We start from the raw sequence: 17736 nt of genomic DNA, 5'->3' as shown, positions 1-17736 counted from the left end.
CGCTAAACCGTGAAAAACGGTGCGGATTGGCCGGACGGCGCGATGCCTTATCCGGCCCGCATCTCGTTACCGGGGGACTGGCGTCCCCCTTACGTCAGCTGTTACCACCAGATTTCCATCTGGGCGCCGAAGGACCACTCATCGCTGTCGCCGCGGCTGGTTGTGCTGAAACCAGAGTTGTTGGCAGCGGCATAGCGCAGGGTGTTATCGCCATCTTTGATATAACCCCACTTCTCATCCCATTTCGCATAGGTTGCGAAGACGCGGATAGCCGGACGTGACCAGATGCTGTCGCCAGCCTGCCACTGTTGCGCCAGGGTGATTTTGTACTGATTGTTGCGGTCGCCGGTCTGCTGGGATTTGACGTTGTCATAGCCCACTTCCAGCAGGGTGCTCATGATCGGCGTCCATTTGAACATCGGACGCACGCCCACGGTCCACCAGTCGGTGCCAAGATCGTTATCCAGATCGGTCTTCTGGTACATACCGACGTACATCAGATCCCAGCGGTCGCCGAGGGAGATTGCCCCGTGGTCGAGAATACGCCACAGCTTACCGTTGTTATTAACATAGCTGTCGACGTAATGGATCTGGTCGTCACCCTCACCGACGGTGAATGTGGAACCATAAGAGCCCTGCGCAACCCCTTTACCATGAGTGGTCATCGCATCCGTGGCATACTGAACCACAAACTTGTTGTAGCCCTTCAGCATGCTCTGGGTGTGTTCCGCCGTGAACATCCAGCCATCTTTAGATGCGCCATCCGCCAGACGGTAGTCGTCGGTGGTATTCGCGCGACCGTAGTCAACGCCCAGCTCCAGCACGCCGTCCGGGTTGGTTTCCAGACCGGCTAAACGCACGTCAAACACGTCGTTGGCGGTATCTTTGGAGCGATCGTAAATATTCTGGCTGCTGAAGGTGTAAGAACCGCCCGCTTCCTGAGAACGGGTAGCGGCCAGAGAGAGTTTACCGAAGCCCAGATCGATGTTTTCGATACCGGCGCCAGGACCGGAAATATCCCAGTAGTAGAAGTCGATCATGTGGACGTCATGACGCTGATAGAAGCGCTTACCCGCCCAGATGGTGGAGCCCGGCAGCCAGTCGATCAGGTTTTTACCCTGCACGTTAGCTTCACGGAACGCCGGATCGGTACCTTCCCAGTCGTTCTGCTGCGCGACCGAGTAAGCGACGTTGGTGTCGAAATAGAAGCTCTTGTCGCCCTCTTTCCACACTTCCTGGCCCAGTTTCAGTTCCGCGTAGGTTTCACATTCGTTACCAAGACGGTATTTACTTTGAGCGCCGGTTGCCTGGAAACACTGCTGTTCGCCGCCGCTACCCGTCCAGCCGATACCGGAACGAGCATAACCATGAAAATCTACGGCCATTGCCTGGACAGACATCATGCCTGCCGCCACGGCAACCGCCAGGGGGAGTTTGCGCAGAGTAATCATCTTTTATCTCCTGAGATCATTGCTTTTCTTTAAACGCGTCATCCTTCGGGCCGCCTCGATACAGCCTCGAAGGGTTTTGCGTTTTGTTTTTTTAATGGGGAGCCTAAACGCCTGGCTCCTGATGCAACCGACGACATGCGGAGCCATCCTCACGGAACAGATGGCAGCGCTCTGGCGGCAGGCCGATAGCGAATGTGGCGCCCTCTTCTACCAACACCACGTCGTTCTGGCGGTAAACCAGGTTCTGACGGATGGCGGGGATCTGGATATGAATTTGCGTTTCGTGACCGAGTTGCTCGACGACCTGCACTTCGCCCTCCAGCGTGACATCGGCGATGTCGCTTGGCAGCAGGTGCTCAGGACGAATGCCTAAAGACATGTTCGCGCCCGGCTGCACGTTGGCGCTGTCGACGGGCAGCCAGACGTGCTGACGGTTCGGCAGCTCAACCTGCACCTGGTCGATGGCGGTGGCGGTCACTTTCACCGGCAGGAAGTTCATCTTCGGCGAACCGATAAAGCCCGCAACGAAGCGGTCAGCCGGGTAGTGGTACAGCTCCAGCGGTTTGCCGACCTGCGCGACGCGACCGGCGTCAAGCACCACGATTTTGTCGGCCAGCGTCATCGCTTCGACCTGATCGTGGGTGACGTAAATCATCGTGCGGCCCAGACGCTTATGCAGGCGGGAGATTTCGATACGCATCTGGACGCGCAGCGCGGCGTCGAGGTTGGACAGCGGCTCATCAAGCAGGAACACCCGCGGTTCCGCCACCAGCGTTCGGCCAATCGCCACACGCTGGCGCTGGCCGCCGGAAAGCGCCTTCGGTTTACGTTCCAGCAGATGCGCCAGTTGCAGCACCTCCGCCACCTGATTGACGCGCTGGTTCATCACCTCTTTTTTGGCGCCAGCCAGTTTGAGGCCAAACGACATGTTTTCCGCAACGGTTAAATGGGGATAGAGCGCATAGGACTGAAAGACCATCCCGACGCCGCGTTCTGCGGGCGGGATATCGTTCATCCGGGTTTCTCCGATGTAGAGGTCTCCGCTGGTGATAGTTTCCAGCCCGGCGATCATACGCAGCAGTGTGGATTTCCCGCAGCCTGACGGCCCGACGAACACCACGAATTCCCCTTCGTGGATGTCGAGGTTGATATCTTTCGATACCACCACGTCGCCCCAGGCTTTCGTTACATTTCGCAGCTGTACGCTCGCCATGCCCTTCTCCCTTCGTTACAACCTGTCATCGACAGCAACATTCATGATGGCCTGACTATGCGTGAATCATTGATTGCGTAAATCCTCCACCCCCCGGCTTTTTTATGGGGGAGGAGTCGGGAGGATGAGAGAAGGACGTCTGAGACCAGAGCCCGACGGCGGCAGGGAATTTCGTGATGTCGCTTGCAAAAATGGAGCTGTTTTTATGTGCGCCAGCACGCATTACTCACATTTATGTAACACAGATCACATAAAGCGACCGTGGGGCGTAGGGGGAAGGATGATGGAAAGAGGATGTCAATTAAGGAAACTGGAGCACGTTGAACCACTGAATTCGTACCACGAGCACATCACCAAAAGGATGGCAGATATGAAGATCAAGACTGGCGCACGCGTTTTCGCATTGTCCGCCCTTGCAGCAATGATGATTTCGGCACCGGCGCTTGCCAAAATTGAAGAAGGTAAGCTGGTTATCTGGATTAACGGCGACAAGGGCTATAACGGCCTGGCTGAAGTGGGTAAAAAATTCGAGAAAGACACCGGCATCAAAGTGACCGTTGAGCATCCGGATAAGTTGGAAGAGAAATTCCCGCAGGTTGCGGCGACCGGCGACGGCCCGGACATCATCTTCTGGGCGCATGACCGTTTCGGCGGCTACGCGCAGTCAGGCCTGCTGGCTGAAATCACCCCGGACAAAGCGTTCCAGGACAAGCTGTATCCATTTACCTGGGATGCGGTGCGTTATAACGGCAAGCTGATCGCCTACCCGATTGCGGTCGAAGCGCTGTCGCTGATTTATAACAAAGATCTGGTGCCGAACCCGCCGAAAACCTGGGAAGAGATCCCGGCGCTGGATAAAGAGCTGAAGGCGAAAGGTAAGAGCGCGCTGATGTTCAACCTGCAGGAACCGTACTTCACCTGGCCGCTGATCGCCGCCGACGGCGGTTACGCCTTCAAATTTGAAAACGGCAAATATGACGTGAAAGACGTCGGCGTCGACAGCGCGGGCGCGAAGGCCGGTCTGACCTTCCTGGTCGACCTGATTAAAAACAAACACATGAACGCGGATACCGATTACTCCATCGCCGAAGCGGCCTTTAACAAGGGCGAAACGGCGATGACCATTAACGGGCCGTGGGCGTGGTCGAATATCGACAAGGGCAAAGTGAACTACGGCGTGACCCTGCTGCCGACCTTTAAAGGTAAACCATCGAAACCGTTCGTCGGCGTACTGAGCGCGGGTATTAACGCCGCCAGCCCGAACAAAGAGCTGGCGAAAGAGTTCCTCGAAAACTACCTGCTGACCGATGAGGGTCTGGCGGACGTCAACAAGGACAAACCGCTGGGCGCGGTGGCGCTGAAATCCTATCAGGATCAGTTAGCGAAAGATCCGCGCATCGCCGCCACGATGGATAACGCCCAGAAAGGTGAAATCATGCCGAATATCCCGCAGATGTCCGCCTTCTGGTATGCGGTGCGCACGGCAGTGATCAACGCCGCCAGCGGCCGTCAGACCGTAGACGCTGCGCTGAAGGATGCACAAGGCCGTATCACCAAGTAAGTAAAGCGGCGGGTGGCGCTTCGTTTACCCGCCCTACAACTACGGTTTCGAACCGTAGGTCAGGTAAGCAGAGCGCCCCTGACGATAAGTTTTCACCGTTGTAGAGGAAGAACCCCATGGATGTCGTTAAAAAGAAATACTGGTGGCAAAGCGACACGCTGAAATGGTCAGTGATTGGTCTGCTGGCTCTGCTGGTAGGTTATCTTGTCGTTTTAATGTACGCCCAGGGGGAGTACCTGTTCGCCATCATGACGCTGATTTTAAGCTCGGTTGGCCTCTATATTTTCGCCAGACGTAAAGCTTACGCCTGGCGCTATGTTTATCCGGGAATGGCCGGGATGGGACTGTTCGTCCTGTTTCCGCTGATCTGCACCATCGCTATTGCGTTTACCAACTACAGCAGCACCAACCAGCTGGCGCAGGAACGCGCGCAGCAGGTCCTGCTGGACCGCTCTTATCAGGCAGGTAAAGCCTATAATTTTGGGCTATACCCGGTGGATGACGAGTGGCAGCTGGCGCTGACCGATGGCGATACCGGCAAATACTATCTTTCTGACGCCTTCAAATTTGGCGGCGAGCAGAAAATTCAGCTGAAAGAAGCGGATGCCCTGCCCGCAGGCGAACGCGCCAGCCTGCGCGTCATCACTCAGAACCGTCAGGCGCTGAACCAGATCACCGCCGTGCTGCCGGATGAGAGCAAAGTGATCATGAGCTCGCTGCGCCAGTTTTCCGGCACGCGACCGCTCTACTCCCTGGCCGACGACGGCACCCTGACCAATAACCAGAGCGGCGTGCAGTACCGCCCGAATAACGATATTGGTTTTTATCAGTCCGTCACCGCTGACGGCGACTGGGGCGATGAAAAGCTCAGTCCGGGCTATACCGTGACCATCGGCTGGGATAACTTCACCCGCGTCTTTACCGACGAAGGCATTCAGAAACCGTTCTTCGCTATCTTCGTCTGGACGGTGGTGTTCTCGGTGCTCACCGTGATCCTCACCGTGGCGGTCGGCATGGTGCTGGCCTGCCTAGTGCAGTGGGAATCGCTGAAAGGCAAAGCGATCTACCGCGTACTGCTCATTCTGCCGTATGCCGTCCCGTCATTTATCTCGATTCTGATTTTCAAAGGCCTGTTTAACCAGAGCTTTGGTGAGATCAACATGATGCTGAGCGCGCTGTTCGGCATTAAACCGGCCTGGTTCAGCGACCCCATGACCGCGCGTTCGATGATTATCATCGTCAATACCTGGCTGGGTTATCCGTATATGATGATCCTCTGCATGGGGCTGCTGAAGGCGATACCGGACGACCTGTATGAAGCGTCGGCGATGGACGGCGCAGGCCCGTTCCAGAACTTCTTTAAAATTACGCTGCCGCTGCTGATTAAGCCGCTGACGCCGCTGATGATCGCCAGCTTCGCCTTTAACTTTAATAACTTTGTACTGATTCAGCTGTTGACCAACGGTGGTCCGGACCGCCTCGGCACCACCACGCCAGCCGGTTATACCGACCTGCTCGTCAGTTATACCTACCGCATCGCCTTTGAGGGCGGCGGCGGACAGGACTTCGGCCTGGCGGCGGCGATTGCCACGCTGATCTTCCTGCTGGTAGGCGCGCTGGCTATCGTTAACCTGAAAGCCACGCGAATGAAATTCGACTAACTGGAATCACCAGGCGTTATTGGCGCAGCCAGTTTGGGCGCTGCCAGCGCGCAAGAACCGGAGCGTACACGAAGTACGTGAGGATTCTGAGCACTGCCAGCGTTCAAAATGGCAAGCAAAATAGCCTGGAACGGTGTTAAGGAGCGAAGAAAAATATGGCTATGGTCCAACCGAAATCTCAAAAGTTACGCCTTCTCACGACGCACTTAGGGCTGCTGATTTTTATCGCGGCAATTATGTTCCCGCTGCTGATGGTTATCGCCATCTCATTACGTGAAGGCAACTTCGCCACCGGCAGCCTGATCCCGGAAAAAATCTCCTGGGAGCACTGGCGGCTGGCGCTGGGCTTCAGCGTAGAACATGCTGATGGCCGGGTCACGCCGCCTCCCTTCCCGGTGCTGTTATGGCTGTGGAATTCGGTGAAGATCGCCGGGATTACCGCCATCGGCATCGTGGCGCTCTCCACCACCTGCGCCTACGCCTTTGCCCGTATGCGCTTTCCGGGCAAAGCCACGCTGCTGAAAGGGATGCTGATTTTCCAGATGTTCCCGGCGGTGCTGTCGCTGGTGGCGCTGTACGCTCTGTTTGATCGCCTCGGCCAGTATATTCCGTTTATCGGCCTGAACACCCACGGCGGGGTGATCTTCGCCTATCTTGGCGGTATCGCGCTGCATGTCTGGACTATCAAAGGTTATTTCGAAACCATCGACGGTTCGCTGGAAGAAGCCGCCGCGCTGGATGGCGCCACGCCGTGGCAGGCCTTCCGCCTGGTGCTGCTGCCGCTGTCGGTGCCGATTCTGGCGGTGGTGTTTATCCTGTCGTTTATTGCCGCCATTACCGAAGTGCCGGTCGCTTCACTGCTGCTGCGTGACGTTAACAGCTACACCCTGGCGGTAGGGATGCAGCAGTATCTCAACCCGCAAAACTACCTGTGGGGCGATTTCGCCGCGGCGGCCGTGCTGTCCGCTATCCCTATCACTCTGGTGTTCCTGCTGGCGCAGCGCTGGCTGGTTAACGGCCTGACGGCAGGCGGTGTGAAAGGTTAAGTTTCATCGAAGTACCTGTGTTAACTCTGCCCGGCAACGGGCAATGCCACTGCACCCTCAATGTGTATTTATTCAACTTGTGACTGCAATTCGGCGCTCCCTGGAGCGCCTTTTTTTTATGATATTTGATAATGCCGTTACGATTATTTTCTTTCGTGCTCACGGTCACTGCATTTTTATTTCCACCCAGGCATTGCCGCCAAGCAAACGCAATTAAGATCACAGAAAAGATATAACATAACTGCAATGTAAAAAATGATAATTGTTTTGCCTTCCTGTAAAACCCACCATCATCGACACTGATAAAAAGAACTGTATCGTCCAAGGCAGGTCTGAATGAATACCCAATATAATTCCCGCTATATTTTTTCGATTACATTAGTCGCAACATTAGGAGGGCTATTATTTGGCTACGATACCGCGGTCATTTCCGGTACCGTCGAGTCATTAAATACCGTCTTTGTCGCGCCACAAAATTTAAGTGAATCCGCCGCCAACTCGCTGCTCGGCTTCTGCGTCGCCAGCGCGCTGATCGGCTGCATCATCGGCGGGGCCATCGGCGGCTATTGCAGCAACCGCTTTGGCCGACGCGACTCGCTGAAAATCGCCGCCCTGCTGTTCTTTATTTCCGGCGTGGGTTCCGCATGGCCGGAATTAGGGTTCACCAGCATCAACCCGGATAATACCGTCCCCGTTTATTTAGCCGGTTACGTCCCCGAATTTGTTATTTATCGAATCATTGGCGGTGTCGGCGTCGGGTTAGCGTCAATGCTGTCGCCAATGTATATCGCCGAAATGGCCCCTGCGCCAATACGCGGAAAACTGGTTTCTTTTAACCAGTTCGCGATTATTTTCGGCCAGCTGCTGGTGTACTGCGTTAACTATTTTATTGCCAAATCCGGCGACGCCGCCTGGCTTAATACCAACGGCTGGCGCTATATGTTCGCCTCGGAGTGCATTCCCGCGCTGCTCTTCTTACTGCTGCTGTATACCGTTCCGGAAAGCCCGCGCTGGCTGATGGCGCGCGGCATGCAGGATCAGGCGGAAGGCGTGCTGCGCAAAATCATGGGGTCGACGCTCGCCGCCCAGGCCGTGCAGGAGATACATCAGTCGCTGGAGCATGGCCGCAAAACCGGCGGTCGTCTGCTGATGTTCGGCGTGGGGGTGATTGTCATCGGTATTATGCTGTCCGTCTTTCAGCAGTTTGTCGGCATTAACGTGGTGCTCTACTACGCGCCGGAGGTCTTTAAGACGCTGGGCGCCAGCACCGACGTCGCCCTGTTGCAGACCATTATTGTCGGCGTAATCAACCTGAGCTTCACCGTACTGGCCATTATGACGGTGGATAAGTTTGGCCGTAAGCCGCTGCAAATTATCGGCGCGCTCGGCATGGCGATCGGTATGTTCAGCCTCGGCACCGCGTTTTATACCCAGGCGCCAGGTATCGTCGCGCTGCTGTCGATGCTGTTCTACGTCGCCGCTTTCGCCATGTCCTGGGGGCCGGTATGCTGGGTGCTGCTGTCGGAGATCTTCCCCAACGCCATCCGCGGCAAAGCGCTGGCTATCGCCGTTGCCGCCCAGTGGCTGGCAAACTACTTTGTCTCCTGGACCTTCCCGATGATGGACAAAAATTCGTGGCTGGTGGCCCATTTCCACAACGGTTTTTCCTACTGGATCTACGGCTGCATGGGGGTGCTGGCAGCGCTGTTTATGTGGAAGTTTGTGCCGGAAACCAAAGGCAAAACGCTGGAAGAGCTGGAAGCGCTGTGGGTGAGCGCAGAGAAAAAAGCGCCGGAAGCGACGGCACTTTAATCCGCTCTCTCTTTACAGGCGGCCTGCGGGCCGCCTTTTCTCGTCTGATACTTCCTATACGCGCACGTAGTCGGTTTCAAAATTAAAGGTATGCCAGAGATGGCGGGCGCGGGAGTACTCGAACAGTCTGCCGTTATCCAGGAAAGCCGTCTGCTCTACCTGAATCAAAATGGTCGGCTCGCTTAATTTCAGCCACTGTCGCTCCTGTTCGCTGGCGTTCAGCCCGGTGACCGTCATATGCGCGCTGTGGATTGTGTGCCCCAGTTCGTGGGTGAGGTAAGCATAGATAGAGTGCTGAATATGGCTCAGGTTGAGATGAGGGAAGAGAGCAACCGGCATCCAGGTATACTCAATAATCGACGGCAGGTCGTCAATGATACGCACCCGCTGAATTTCATGCACCAGCTCGCCTTCCGGTATCTGTAATTTTTGCGCGATGTCCTGATTTGCCGGTACAGCGGCGTACTGCTCTATCCGCGTCGATAACGTCTTACCGTAGCTGGCGCAACGCTGTGCAGTGCCAATTAAATGGGAATTGCTGGCGGCGGAAACCTGGCGCTTAACAAACGATCCCAGCCCGCGCTTGCGTAATACCAGCCCTTCTCTGACCAGCAGATCCAGCGCTTTGGCGACCGTTAATTCACTACAGGCAAACTCTGCGGCAAGGCGGGTTCCTTCGGGAAGCTTTTTGTCCGGAGCGTAAACGCCTGCCACAATGCGGTGCCGCACCTTGTGATAGATGTCCATATATTTCGGCATAAACCCTCCATAAACGGCCCCTTACGGGGCCGGAAAAATTTATCGGGACAGCGAAGCCGCCATTCGCACCCAGGTATGTCGTCGCCCCCGAATAGCGACCGACAGCGCATTGAGCGCCTGCGGATCGGCCATGCCCGCCACGCCGGCGTCGCCAAAATTATGCATATCGCTACCGCAGCGCTTACTGGCGAGGCCAATTTCGCGCACCGTAGCACAATCCGCCCCTTCCTGACTACTGCTCAGGGTGGTGACGGCAAGACCGCCGCACGCCTGCACCGCCTGGACGATCTCCCTGACGTTCACCTCCGCCGCGCCGCGGCATCCGCCAGGCGCAGAGAAAATAACGCCATGCGCGCCAGCTCTGATATAGCTGACATATTCTTCCGGCTGCGCCAGCCCCGCCGTAGAGAACTTAGCCACCAGTATCAGTTTGTCGGTTTGCGCGCGGAGCTGTTCAATCGCCTGACACATGCGTTCAGCCGTGACGCCGAGTTTGTCGTACCCGGTCAGGCAGAAGAAATCGGCGTGCGCCATTGCGTGAAAATGCGCGAGCAGGAAAGCGTTGGGCGATGGAGACGCTTTCTCTGCCAGCACCTCAAAACTGACGCCGGTTAAGCGCCCGGTCAGCGCTTTTACCTGGGTGATGGGATCGTCGCCAAACCGACTATCACCGCCGTTAAGTACCGGATGCAGGCAGTTAATCCCCTTCAGCAACAGCAAATCGGCGCCAAATGCGCACAGCAGTTCAGCATTGGTGACTTCGGCGAACAGCGGCGGCGCCTGCACGGCGACCTCGGCCATAATCACCCGCCCTTCGCTGGCGACGATCGCTTCACGCAGTTCGTCGCCCATGACCGGCAGACAAAAGTCGCTGGCCCGACAGTTAAGGATCCGTTTCATCATGACGCCTCCGTGGCAAGCGTCACCACGGCTGGCGACGGCTGGCGAAATGCGGCTTCGAGAATTTCGAGGTTGGTCAACGCCTCGTTTTCGCTGACGTAATTCGCTTTTCCTGTGGTCAGGGTCCAGAACAGCGCATCATAAACGCGACCATAGTCCCCCGGCACCGCCGCAAGCGTCTCGCGGACGGACTCACCGGCAGCGTTCACATACTCAAGCACCGCCATTTCCCGATCCTCGCCAAATGCCGGATCGCCCGGCATGATGCCCGCTTTCAGGCTGGTCTCCTGTTGATCGATACCGTAACGAATAAACGATCCCCTGGTGCCATGCACGATAAACCGTGGTCCGGGGACTTTAACCAGATGGCTGGTTTTGACAATTGCGGTCGTCTTGCCGTAATAGAGATGCACGTCAAAGGTATCGTCAGGGTTAAGCGGGTTCCTCAGCTTGCGCAGATGGTATCCCACCTGCTGTGGCCGCCCGAGCAGCGAGAGTATTTGATCAACCGTATGCACCCCAAGACCATAGAACGCGCCGTTGAAGTCGCTGCCCGGACAGGTTTCCGCCTGCGGGCGGAAATAGTCGAAATGGCTCTCAATTTCGACAATATCGCCCAGCTTGCCGCTTTCAATAGCCTGCTTCATGGTCAGGAAGCAGCTGTCGAAGCGTCTGTTCTGGAAGGGCGTGACGGTTAAGCCTTTTTCCCGCGCCAGCGCAAACAGCGTTCTGGCCTCCTCCAGCGTGGTGGTGAAGGGCTTTTCCACCATCACATTTTTGCCCTTCTCCAGGCACATTTTCGCGTACTGATAATGGCTGTCAGGGTGGGTGCAGATAATGACCAGTTGGATCTCGCTGTCGTTCAGGATATCGTCGGGATCGGAAGTAAAGGCAATATGCTGATATTGCGCGCTGGCTTCGAGCTCCGGCTTACGCTGAATATCGAAGATACGTTTGACGTGATATTTATCTTTACGCAACAAAACGTAAGGTAAATGGTAGCGCGTGGCGCTTTTACCAAAACCAATATAAGCACAGTTGATCATGATTTTTCCTTAATAAAGAAGGTTAAGGCAGCCTGAACCGCTGCGGGTCCATCGAGTTTGCTAAAGTGCTGGGGATCGATCGGCGCCACGGGGCAATGATGGTTAATATCCTGGGCGATCGTCTCCTGAAGATAAGCGAGCTGTGGTCCGAGCAATATCAGCTGCGCTTGCTCATACTCCTGCGCCAGCCTGCCGGCGTTAACCGCATAGATAGTTAACGTACAGTTCTGGCTCTCGGTATATTTGCGCATCTTCGACGCCATTAATGAGGTGGACATACCCTCGTTGCAGGCAAGAATAATGGTTTTGCCGTCCAGCAGATGAATATCCGCCGGGCTGTCAAGGGTCGTTTCTTCTTTTGGCGCGGCAGCCAGTTCATCAATTACTTTTTCATTCCGGCTTTTCATGATGGCGTTTTCATAAGCCTGTAAAAATGGCATATAAATCACCACCCCCAGCGCCAGTAAAACCGCCTGCAAAATAACGTTACGGAAATCGCCGCCGGACCCCAGCCATCCGGAAATAAACGGCGGAACTGACCACGGGACGTAGGCGACAATTTTTGACACCCATCCCCAGGAGGTCGCGAAATAGGCGATGATAAAGTTAATTTGCGGATAGAGGATAAACGGGATCATCATCAACGGGTTATAGAGTACCGGAAAACCAAAAATGACCGGCTCGTTGATGTTAAATACGCCGGGGGCAATCACCGTGCGGGAAAATTTACGATGGCTGGACAATTTACTGCGGATAAAAACGGCCAGCAGCAGGGCCAGCGTGCTTCCCGTACCGCCCATATGACCATAGAGATCGCGAAACGGCAGCACAATGATATGCGGCGGAACCTGCCCGCTGGCGAAAGCCGCCATATTTTCCTGCATGGCGACCAGCAGCGGAGGCTCAAGCACGGGGTTGATAATCCCGCCAGGATGAATCCCCAGCGAAAACAGGATATTGGTTAAAGTGGTCAGCGTCAGAAATCCGGGCAGGTTGGTGGTTAAATGCACCAGCGGCGCCTGAATGAGCGTCTGTATCAGCGCCTGAACCTCCGTGTGGCCAAGCGTATTCACCGCGAAAGCCAGCAGCGCGAAAAGGCCGATGGTCAGCATAATCGAAAACATCGCCTGGAAGGACTGCACTACCATTGGCGGAACTTCATCGCCCAGGCGAATCTGTAGCCTCTTGCTTTTCGAAATCCATAAAAACAGCCTGGTCGACAGTATCGCCGTTAAGATCGCCAGGAATACGCCGCCTGCATTGGTATACGCATAGGGCACAATACCGGTCTGTTTTATTTCCTGCCCATTTGCCAGCGTTTGCGTGGTTTCTACCGGCATCAGGACGTAAAAAACCGCCAGCGCGACCATCGCCGGAATAACCGGCGTGTGATGCTTTTTCTTACTGGCAATATGATACGCAACCAATATCACTAACATCAGTGATAATATATTCATGGTCCCGTTAAGGATGCGCTCGCCAATATTACGTAAGCGGAGCAAGGTTTCCGTAGATAACAGATTGCTGAGCATGCCATTCGTGTCAAAAATGACATAATTGAGCATGATAAATAATCCTGCCAGCACGAGGAAAGGTACCGCAATAATAAAACTATCGCGCAAACTGCGTAAATGAACCTCGGCGGCCATTTTCTGCGAGGCGTCAGTGATCCGCCCCAATAGTGAGGATTGAAACATACCTGATTCCTGTCAAAGAGGGGATTAACGAATGTCCGGGAAATTCAGCGCAATCATTTCCTGGATAAGCTCCTGAGCAAGCATCGCCGTCATTAAATGATCCTGAGCATGGACCATAATTAAGTGAACCGGTATTTTTCCTTCCCCTTCGTCATATTCAATGAGTCTGGTCTGGATGGCGTGAGCCGCTTTCGCCGCCTGTTTTGATGCCTCCATCTGTTCAGAGGATGCAGGATAGTTGCCTTTCCGGGCCTCCTGCAATGCCTTAAACGCGCAGCTTTTGCACTGACCGGCATTAACAATAAGGCCCATCACTAACTCTTCGTAGCTTGTTTCGTTAAACATTTGCGCTCTCCATGAAATGTGAATGAATACATCCACCTCTGGTGAGATCCCTCACCGCACTCAGGTTTCATGGCACGCATTTAAAACCATATAGTTTTAAATTAAATCTATATAGATCACATTTTACGCTTTCCCGCAGGCTACTCCCGCTTCAGCCGTTTCGAATTACAGAGCCAGAGCGTGATCACCAGCAGCAGGATCGCCGCCGAGTAGATCAGCACATCCATCGGCGATTTATGATCGACGATGATCAGCCGCACAATCGCGGTGATCCCGATATAGACAAAGTAGCGCAGCGGAAAGTGAAAACCTGACTGGAAATACTTAACGATCAGGGCGATAAATTCGAAATAGAGAAAATAGACCACCAGCCCTTCCACCAGCTCATACTTGCTGGTCTGCTCAGGGGCGAACAGCACATCGGCCAGATGCAGCGTCTCTTTGCCGAGGAAGACAACCAGGATCAGCCCCAGACTCAGCAGGCCCAGGTTCAGCACGGTCTGTAAGATGGTGGAGATAAACTCCACGCGCGGACGAGATAGTGACGTCATAACAGCACCTCTTTCTCAGTGGCGAGGTTCCTGTATAACGCAAAAATGTGACGGAGATCTATATTTTTTGTGTATGTTTGGCGTGTTCGCCCGGTGGCGCTGCGCTTACCGGGTCTACAAAATCGTAGGCCGGGCAAACGCAGTGCCGCCCGGCGTGAAGCATCAACGGAAGTTAATGTTCTTATCGCTGGTCATATCATACAGCTGGAATTTACGTCCCAACTGTTGACCGCCGTCGCGCGTCAGCGGCGTCCAGCCCACCGCCGCGCGGCTGCGGGTCGGGCCTGAGGAGAAGAGATCCAGCGGAATGGAGACATAGATCCCTTTGGTAAAATCCCCTTCCCCGTACTCGTCCGGCGACACGTTGGTGAGCGTGGCGTAACCGCCGACCACCACGCCGCTGTCGAAGCGTTTAGAGATATCCAGCGTGCCGCCCTTGTCGCCCGCCAGATACTGACCAACGCTCGCTTTTACCAGCACATCCTGCGCGAACGACGGCGTCCAGTAAGCCGTCAGATGCCCGGTCTTCACGCTGTAATCGGTGAATTTCATCATATCCTGCGCGCTGCGCCAGTCACGCTGTTTCACGTAGTTCGCATCCAGACCAAACGCCCAGTTGCTGTCTACCGGGCGATAAAGCACTTCGGCCCCCGCGCCGCCGTACATGGTTTCCAGGTAGCCGCCATAGACCTGGCCGTAGAAACCGTTGCCGAAGTACTGGAAGTAGTTGGCCTGCAGGTTGTTGACGTACACGTCGTTCTGCACGTATTCACGCACGCGGGTGCGCACGCGCGGCAGCTTCGAGTCGCTCGGCGGATTGGTGTAGTTGAACTTGTCGTAGTTGTTGGCGAGGTTGCCAAACAGGCTGCCGGTGGTCAGCAGATGATCGGTCAGCCACAGGTCGGCGGTGGCCATCACCCCTAACTGATACATGTAGAAGTTTTCCGGCCCGCCCACCGACTGATTGAGCACCGGATCGACATGGAAGGCAAAGCGCGACTTGTCGATATACCAGCCCTGCTCGGTGCTTTCGGGAACCACCGGCTCAAGGCGTTTTTGCGCCAGCGGCGTTTCGTGCCCCAGCGGCTCCCCTTCCAGATGGCGCTTCAGGCTGGCGACGTCCGTTTCGGTGGTCACCTGCGGCAGGTTAAGACGGTTTTCGGTAACGCGGATCGTGCGGATCCCCTCCGGCAGATCGTTCATCACGATCCGGTTCGCCCGTTCGATCCCCTCCCGCGAGTCGCGGTATTTCACCTGCTCGCCGGTGACGTACAGCGTATCGCCCTTCACCTGAATTTTGGGGTCCGTCAGTCCGGCGTTGTATTTCAGCAGCGTAAGCTGACTGGCGACCACCGAGTGTTGCAGGATCGCATCCTGCGGCTGCGGCTGGTATTTCGGTCGGGCATTATCGTTGTAAGTCGGACGCAGATCGTTGAAGTTGGTGCGCAGGGTGACGCCAAACATGAAGGTATTACCGCGCTCGTAGCTGAGGTTAACGTCGGCCCAGTCGGTGACGCGGTAAATGGCGCCGACGTTAAACTTGCTTTTCTGCTCCAGCCTGCCGGCAAAGTCCTGTTGATAGTTATTGCCTTCATACTCCAGCTTCAGGCGCAGCGGCTGCCAGGGCGTCTGGTATTCGACGCCGCCAAACAGCGACGCCGGGCCGTGGAACATCTGGCTGCCGTCAATGGAACCGGCCTGCTGATAGCTGTTATCGCGATAGCAGTATTTGTCGCTGACCGAGCAGAGCGGGTTGCTTACGTTGCCGCTGGTGCCGAGATAGCCCCAGCCGAGGCCGAGCGAGAAATCAAACGGCCCCCAGGCTTTATTCGCCACGATATATTCGGCATCGAACAGACCGGTACCGCCGATATCCCGCGCACCCACCGCCACCTGCGGCAGCCAGTAGCTCTCTTCCCACAGTCTCAGCTTCAGGTCGAAAGCTTTATCCTTGTAGGTTTGATCGCCGGAGAAGGACTCCACGCTGCTGTACTGTCTGGTACGCACGTCGGTGTAACGCAGCGTGGTTTCCAGCCAGGGAAACAGCTGCACCGAGGCCGAATAGTAACGGTACTGATCGTTATCGCGATAGTTAAGACTTAGCTCCCCTTCACGCGCCATGCGCGCGGTCGGGGTTTGCAGCAGCCCCACGCCGCCGAAATCAGACTGCGAGGGGCCAATGGGCGCCGGGTACGTTTCGCCATGACAGGCCGCGCTGATGCCCAGCGCCAGTAAGCTGAGCAGATGTATTTTTTTCATTACTCGGGTATCCGCTGCGTCAGGGTATGAAGAATGTCGGCGTTCAGCGCATCCGGTTCGCTGCTCCAGACGGCATCATCCAGCCCCACAAAAATAATGCTGCCGGGCATCGGCTCAACGTGACGCCTGTTCCAGTAAGCGACCGGCACTTTCTGGCTGCGTCCGTCAGGGTAGATAACCCATGCGTAGCTGCGATCCGCGCCGCTGAGCAGGCTTTGCCCTTCGAGGTAGCTGACGACGTCGCGCCCCGGCATAAACGGCAATTTTCCCGGACGGCTCATCAGACCGAACAGGGTGACCTCCGCTGGCTGCGGACCCACCCACAGCGTGTAGTTTCCCTGTAGCGGCGGATTTGCGCGCTCGCTGACGCGCACCACGTCCGGATCGAGATTCACCCGCTGCCTGCCGGTGATTCTGAGCGCCTGCACCTGCTGGCGCAGGGCGTTAATGGCGGCCGCGTCATCGCCGCTCTCTCCGGCGCTCAGCGCCGCCAGTCGCGCGACCAGTTCCTGCTGCTGGCGCAGCGCCGCCGCGGTCGCCTGTTCTTCGCTAATCACCGCCCCCGGCCACCAGCTGTTCGCCAGCCTCGGCTGTCCCACCAGATCAATAAGGCGTTCCGCGCCGGTCAGCGTTTTAGCCTGCGGCGTCCCGGCGATAAAGACGTTTACGGTGCCGGCGGCAAAAACCGACGCGGCGTTCAGGCTGATAAGCAGCGCGAAAAGTGTCCGTTTCATCATTTTGCCGCCTTGATCAGCGTGGTTTTCACCGGGAAAAATCCCGCGCCAAGATACTGCTCCGACTGGCGAATTTGCCCTTCGCTGTCGATCCAGTAGCGGTTATGCCAGCGCGTCTGGTCGGTGGTCACCTCTTCGTCCAGCACGCGTACGGGCGTTTCATCGCTGCCCACTTTTACCGTGTCGCGGCCATCCCACGTAAAGACCGAGCGCACGGTGGCGTAGCGAACCTGCTTGTGTTCGGTCCAGCCCATTGTGCGGGTCCAGGTAGCGCCGTCGACGATCTGGTTGGGTGCGATAAGCGGGTCGTCAGCGAGATTATTGACTTCAATAAGGTTGTCGCCGCCGAGCAGCGTTTTCACCAGGCGACCATGCTGCGTCACAAGGGTGGCCTGATCCTGAGTCACCCATTTCTGCTGCCCGTTTTCGGCGAAAGCAAGCACCACAAACAGCTGAGGCCCGCCGTTAAGCTGCATATACTGGCTGGCGTAGGGCATATTCTGAATATCGTCGTCCGTCAGCTGTACGCCGGGCGTGCCGAACAGACTGTCCCACAGAGAATGGCCCAGCTCTTTGGTGGTGGCTGAACATGCCTGTAACAGCAGGCAAATAAGGATGATTCCAGGTCGCTTCACGACTCTTCTCCGCATGGTTGTCGGGTGGCGCTGCGCTTACCCGACCTACAGCTAAAATAACCACAC

Annotated in this window: 16 protein-coding genes; 4 read left to right on the top strand and 12 right to left on the bottom strand. The window is 55.9% G+C overall.

Going from position 1 to position 17736, the window contains the following annotated elements:
• Nucleotides 1–101: 101 nt before the first annotated feature.
• Nucleotides 102–1451, bottom strand: coding sequence for a maltoporin (locus K7R23_RS08020; protein WP_012907703.1), 1350 nt, complete (start codon nt 1449–1451; stop codon nt 102–104).
• 103 nt (nt 1452–1554) lie between these two features.
• A complete protein-coding gene (gene malK / locus K7R23_RS08015) occupies nt 1555–2664 on the bottom strand; it encodes a maltose/maltodextrin ABC transporter ATP-binding protein MalK (protein WP_012907704.1) in 1110 nt (369 codons plus the stop codon).
• 370 nt (nt 2665–3034) lie between these two features.
• Between malK and malE the strand changes: the two genes are divergently transcribed.
• From malE to malG, 3 genes are all read left to right on the top strand, one after another.
• On the top strand, nt 3035–4225 hold the full coding sequence (gene malE, locus K7R23_RS08010) for a maltose/maltodextrin ABC transporter substrate-binding protein MalE (protein ID WP_024132954.1): 1191 nt from the start codon (nt 3035–3037) through the stop codon (nt 4223–4225).
• Between the two features lie 116 nt (nt 4226–4341).
• A complete protein-coding gene (gene malF / locus K7R23_RS08005) occupies nt 4342–5886 on the top strand; it encodes a maltose ABC transporter permease MalF (RefSeq protein ID WP_012907706.1) in 1545 nt (514 codons plus the stop codon).
• A 155-nt stretch (nt 5887–6041) separates the two neighbouring features.
• Entirely contained in the window at nt 6042–6932 is an 891-nt protein-coding gene (malG, locus tag K7R23_RS08000; protein WP_012907707.1) for a maltose ABC transporter permease MalG, read from the top strand.
• Here the strand turns inward: malG and K7R23_RS07995 are convergent.
• The gene (locus tag K7R23_RS07995) at nt 6898–7257 is read right to left on the bottom strand and encodes a hypothetical protein (RefSeq protein ID WP_148222106.1); all 360 of its coding nucleotides are present in this window, start codon (nt 7255–7257) and stop codon (nt 6898–6900) included. The genes malG and K7R23_RS07995 overlap by 35 nt on opposite strands.
• Nucleotides 7258–7268: 11 nt before the next feature.
• Here K7R23_RS07995 and xylE point away from each other — a divergent pair, with 11 nt between their 5' ends.
• Nucleotides 7269–8744, top strand: coding sequence for a D-xylose transporter XylE (xylE, locus tag K7R23_RS07990; protein WP_012907708.1), 1476 nt, complete (start codon nt 7269–7271; stop codon nt 8742–8744).
• 54 nt (nt 8745–8798) lie between these two features.
• On the opposite strand, the gene K7R23_RS07985 is transcribed toward xylE, so the two are convergent.
• From K7R23_RS07985 to K7R23_RS07945, 9 genes are all read right to left on the bottom strand, one after another.
• Nucleotides 8799–9503: a GntR family transcriptional regulator gene (locus tag K7R23_RS07985; protein WP_012907709.1), complete on the bottom strand. Its 705-nt coding sequence runs from the start codon at nt 9501–9503 to the stop codon at nt 8799–8801.
• A gap of 39 nt (nt 9504–9542) precedes the next feature.
• Entirely contained in the window at nt 9543–10406 is an 864-nt protein-coding gene (locus tag K7R23_RS07980; RefSeq protein ID WP_012907710.1) for a DUF7916 family protein, read from the bottom strand.
• Complete coding sequence (locus K7R23_RS07975) at nt 10403–11449, bottom strand: oxidoreductase (RefSeq protein ID WP_012907711.1); 1047 nt, start codon at nt 11447–11449, stop codon at nt 10403–10405. Before K7R23_RS07975 ends, K7R23_RS07980 begins: the two co-directional genes overlap by 4 nt.
• Nucleotides 11446–13098 (bottom strand): PTS transporter subunit EIIC, encoded by a 1653-nt coding sequence (locus tag K7R23_RS07970; protein ID WP_232796122.1) that lies wholly within the window; start codon nt 13096–13098, stop codon nt 11446–11448. Before K7R23_RS07970 ends, K7R23_RS07975 begins: the two co-directional genes overlap by 4 nt.
• Before the next feature lie 72 nt (nt 13099–13170).
• Entirely contained in the window at nt 13171–13491 is a 321-nt protein-coding gene (locus tag K7R23_RS07965) for a PTS lactose/cellobiose transporter subunit IIA (RefSeq protein WP_042622896.1), read from the bottom strand.
• Between the two features lie 140 nt (nt 13492–13631).
• Nucleotides 13632–14042, bottom strand: coding sequence for a phosphate-starvation-inducible protein PsiE (gene psiE, locus K7R23_RS07960; protein WP_012907714.1), 411 nt, complete (start codon nt 14040–14042; stop codon nt 13632–13634).
• A 162-nt stretch (nt 14043–14204) separates the two neighbouring features.
• A complete protein-coding gene (locus K7R23_RS07955; protein ID WP_012907715.1) occupies nt 14205–16301 on the bottom strand; it encodes a YjbH domain-containing protein in 2097 nt (698 codons plus the stop codon).
• Complete coding sequence (locus tag K7R23_RS07950) at nt 16301–17038, bottom strand: capsule biosynthesis GfcC family protein (RefSeq protein WP_012907716.1); 738 nt, start codon at nt 17036–17038, stop codon at nt 16301–16303. Before K7R23_RS07950 ends, K7R23_RS07955 begins: the two co-directional genes overlap by 1 nt.
• Nucleotides 17035–17670: a YjbF family lipoprotein gene (locus tag K7R23_RS07945; protein WP_012907717.1), complete on the bottom strand. Its 636-nt coding sequence runs from the start codon at nt 17668–17670 to the stop codon at nt 17035–17037. The genes K7R23_RS07950 and K7R23_RS07945 overlap by 4 nt, the downstream gene beginning before the upstream one ends.
• Between the last annotated feature and the right edge of the window lie 66 nt (nt 17671–17736).

The organism is Citrobacter rodentium NBRC 105723 = DSM 16636 (assembly GCF_021278985.1).
Lineage (GTDB): Bacteria > Pseudomonadota > Gammaproteobacteria > Enterobacterales > Enterobacteriaceae > Citrobacter_A > Citrobacter_A rodentium.
This window is presented reverse-complemented; position numbering and strand designations above follow the sequence as displayed.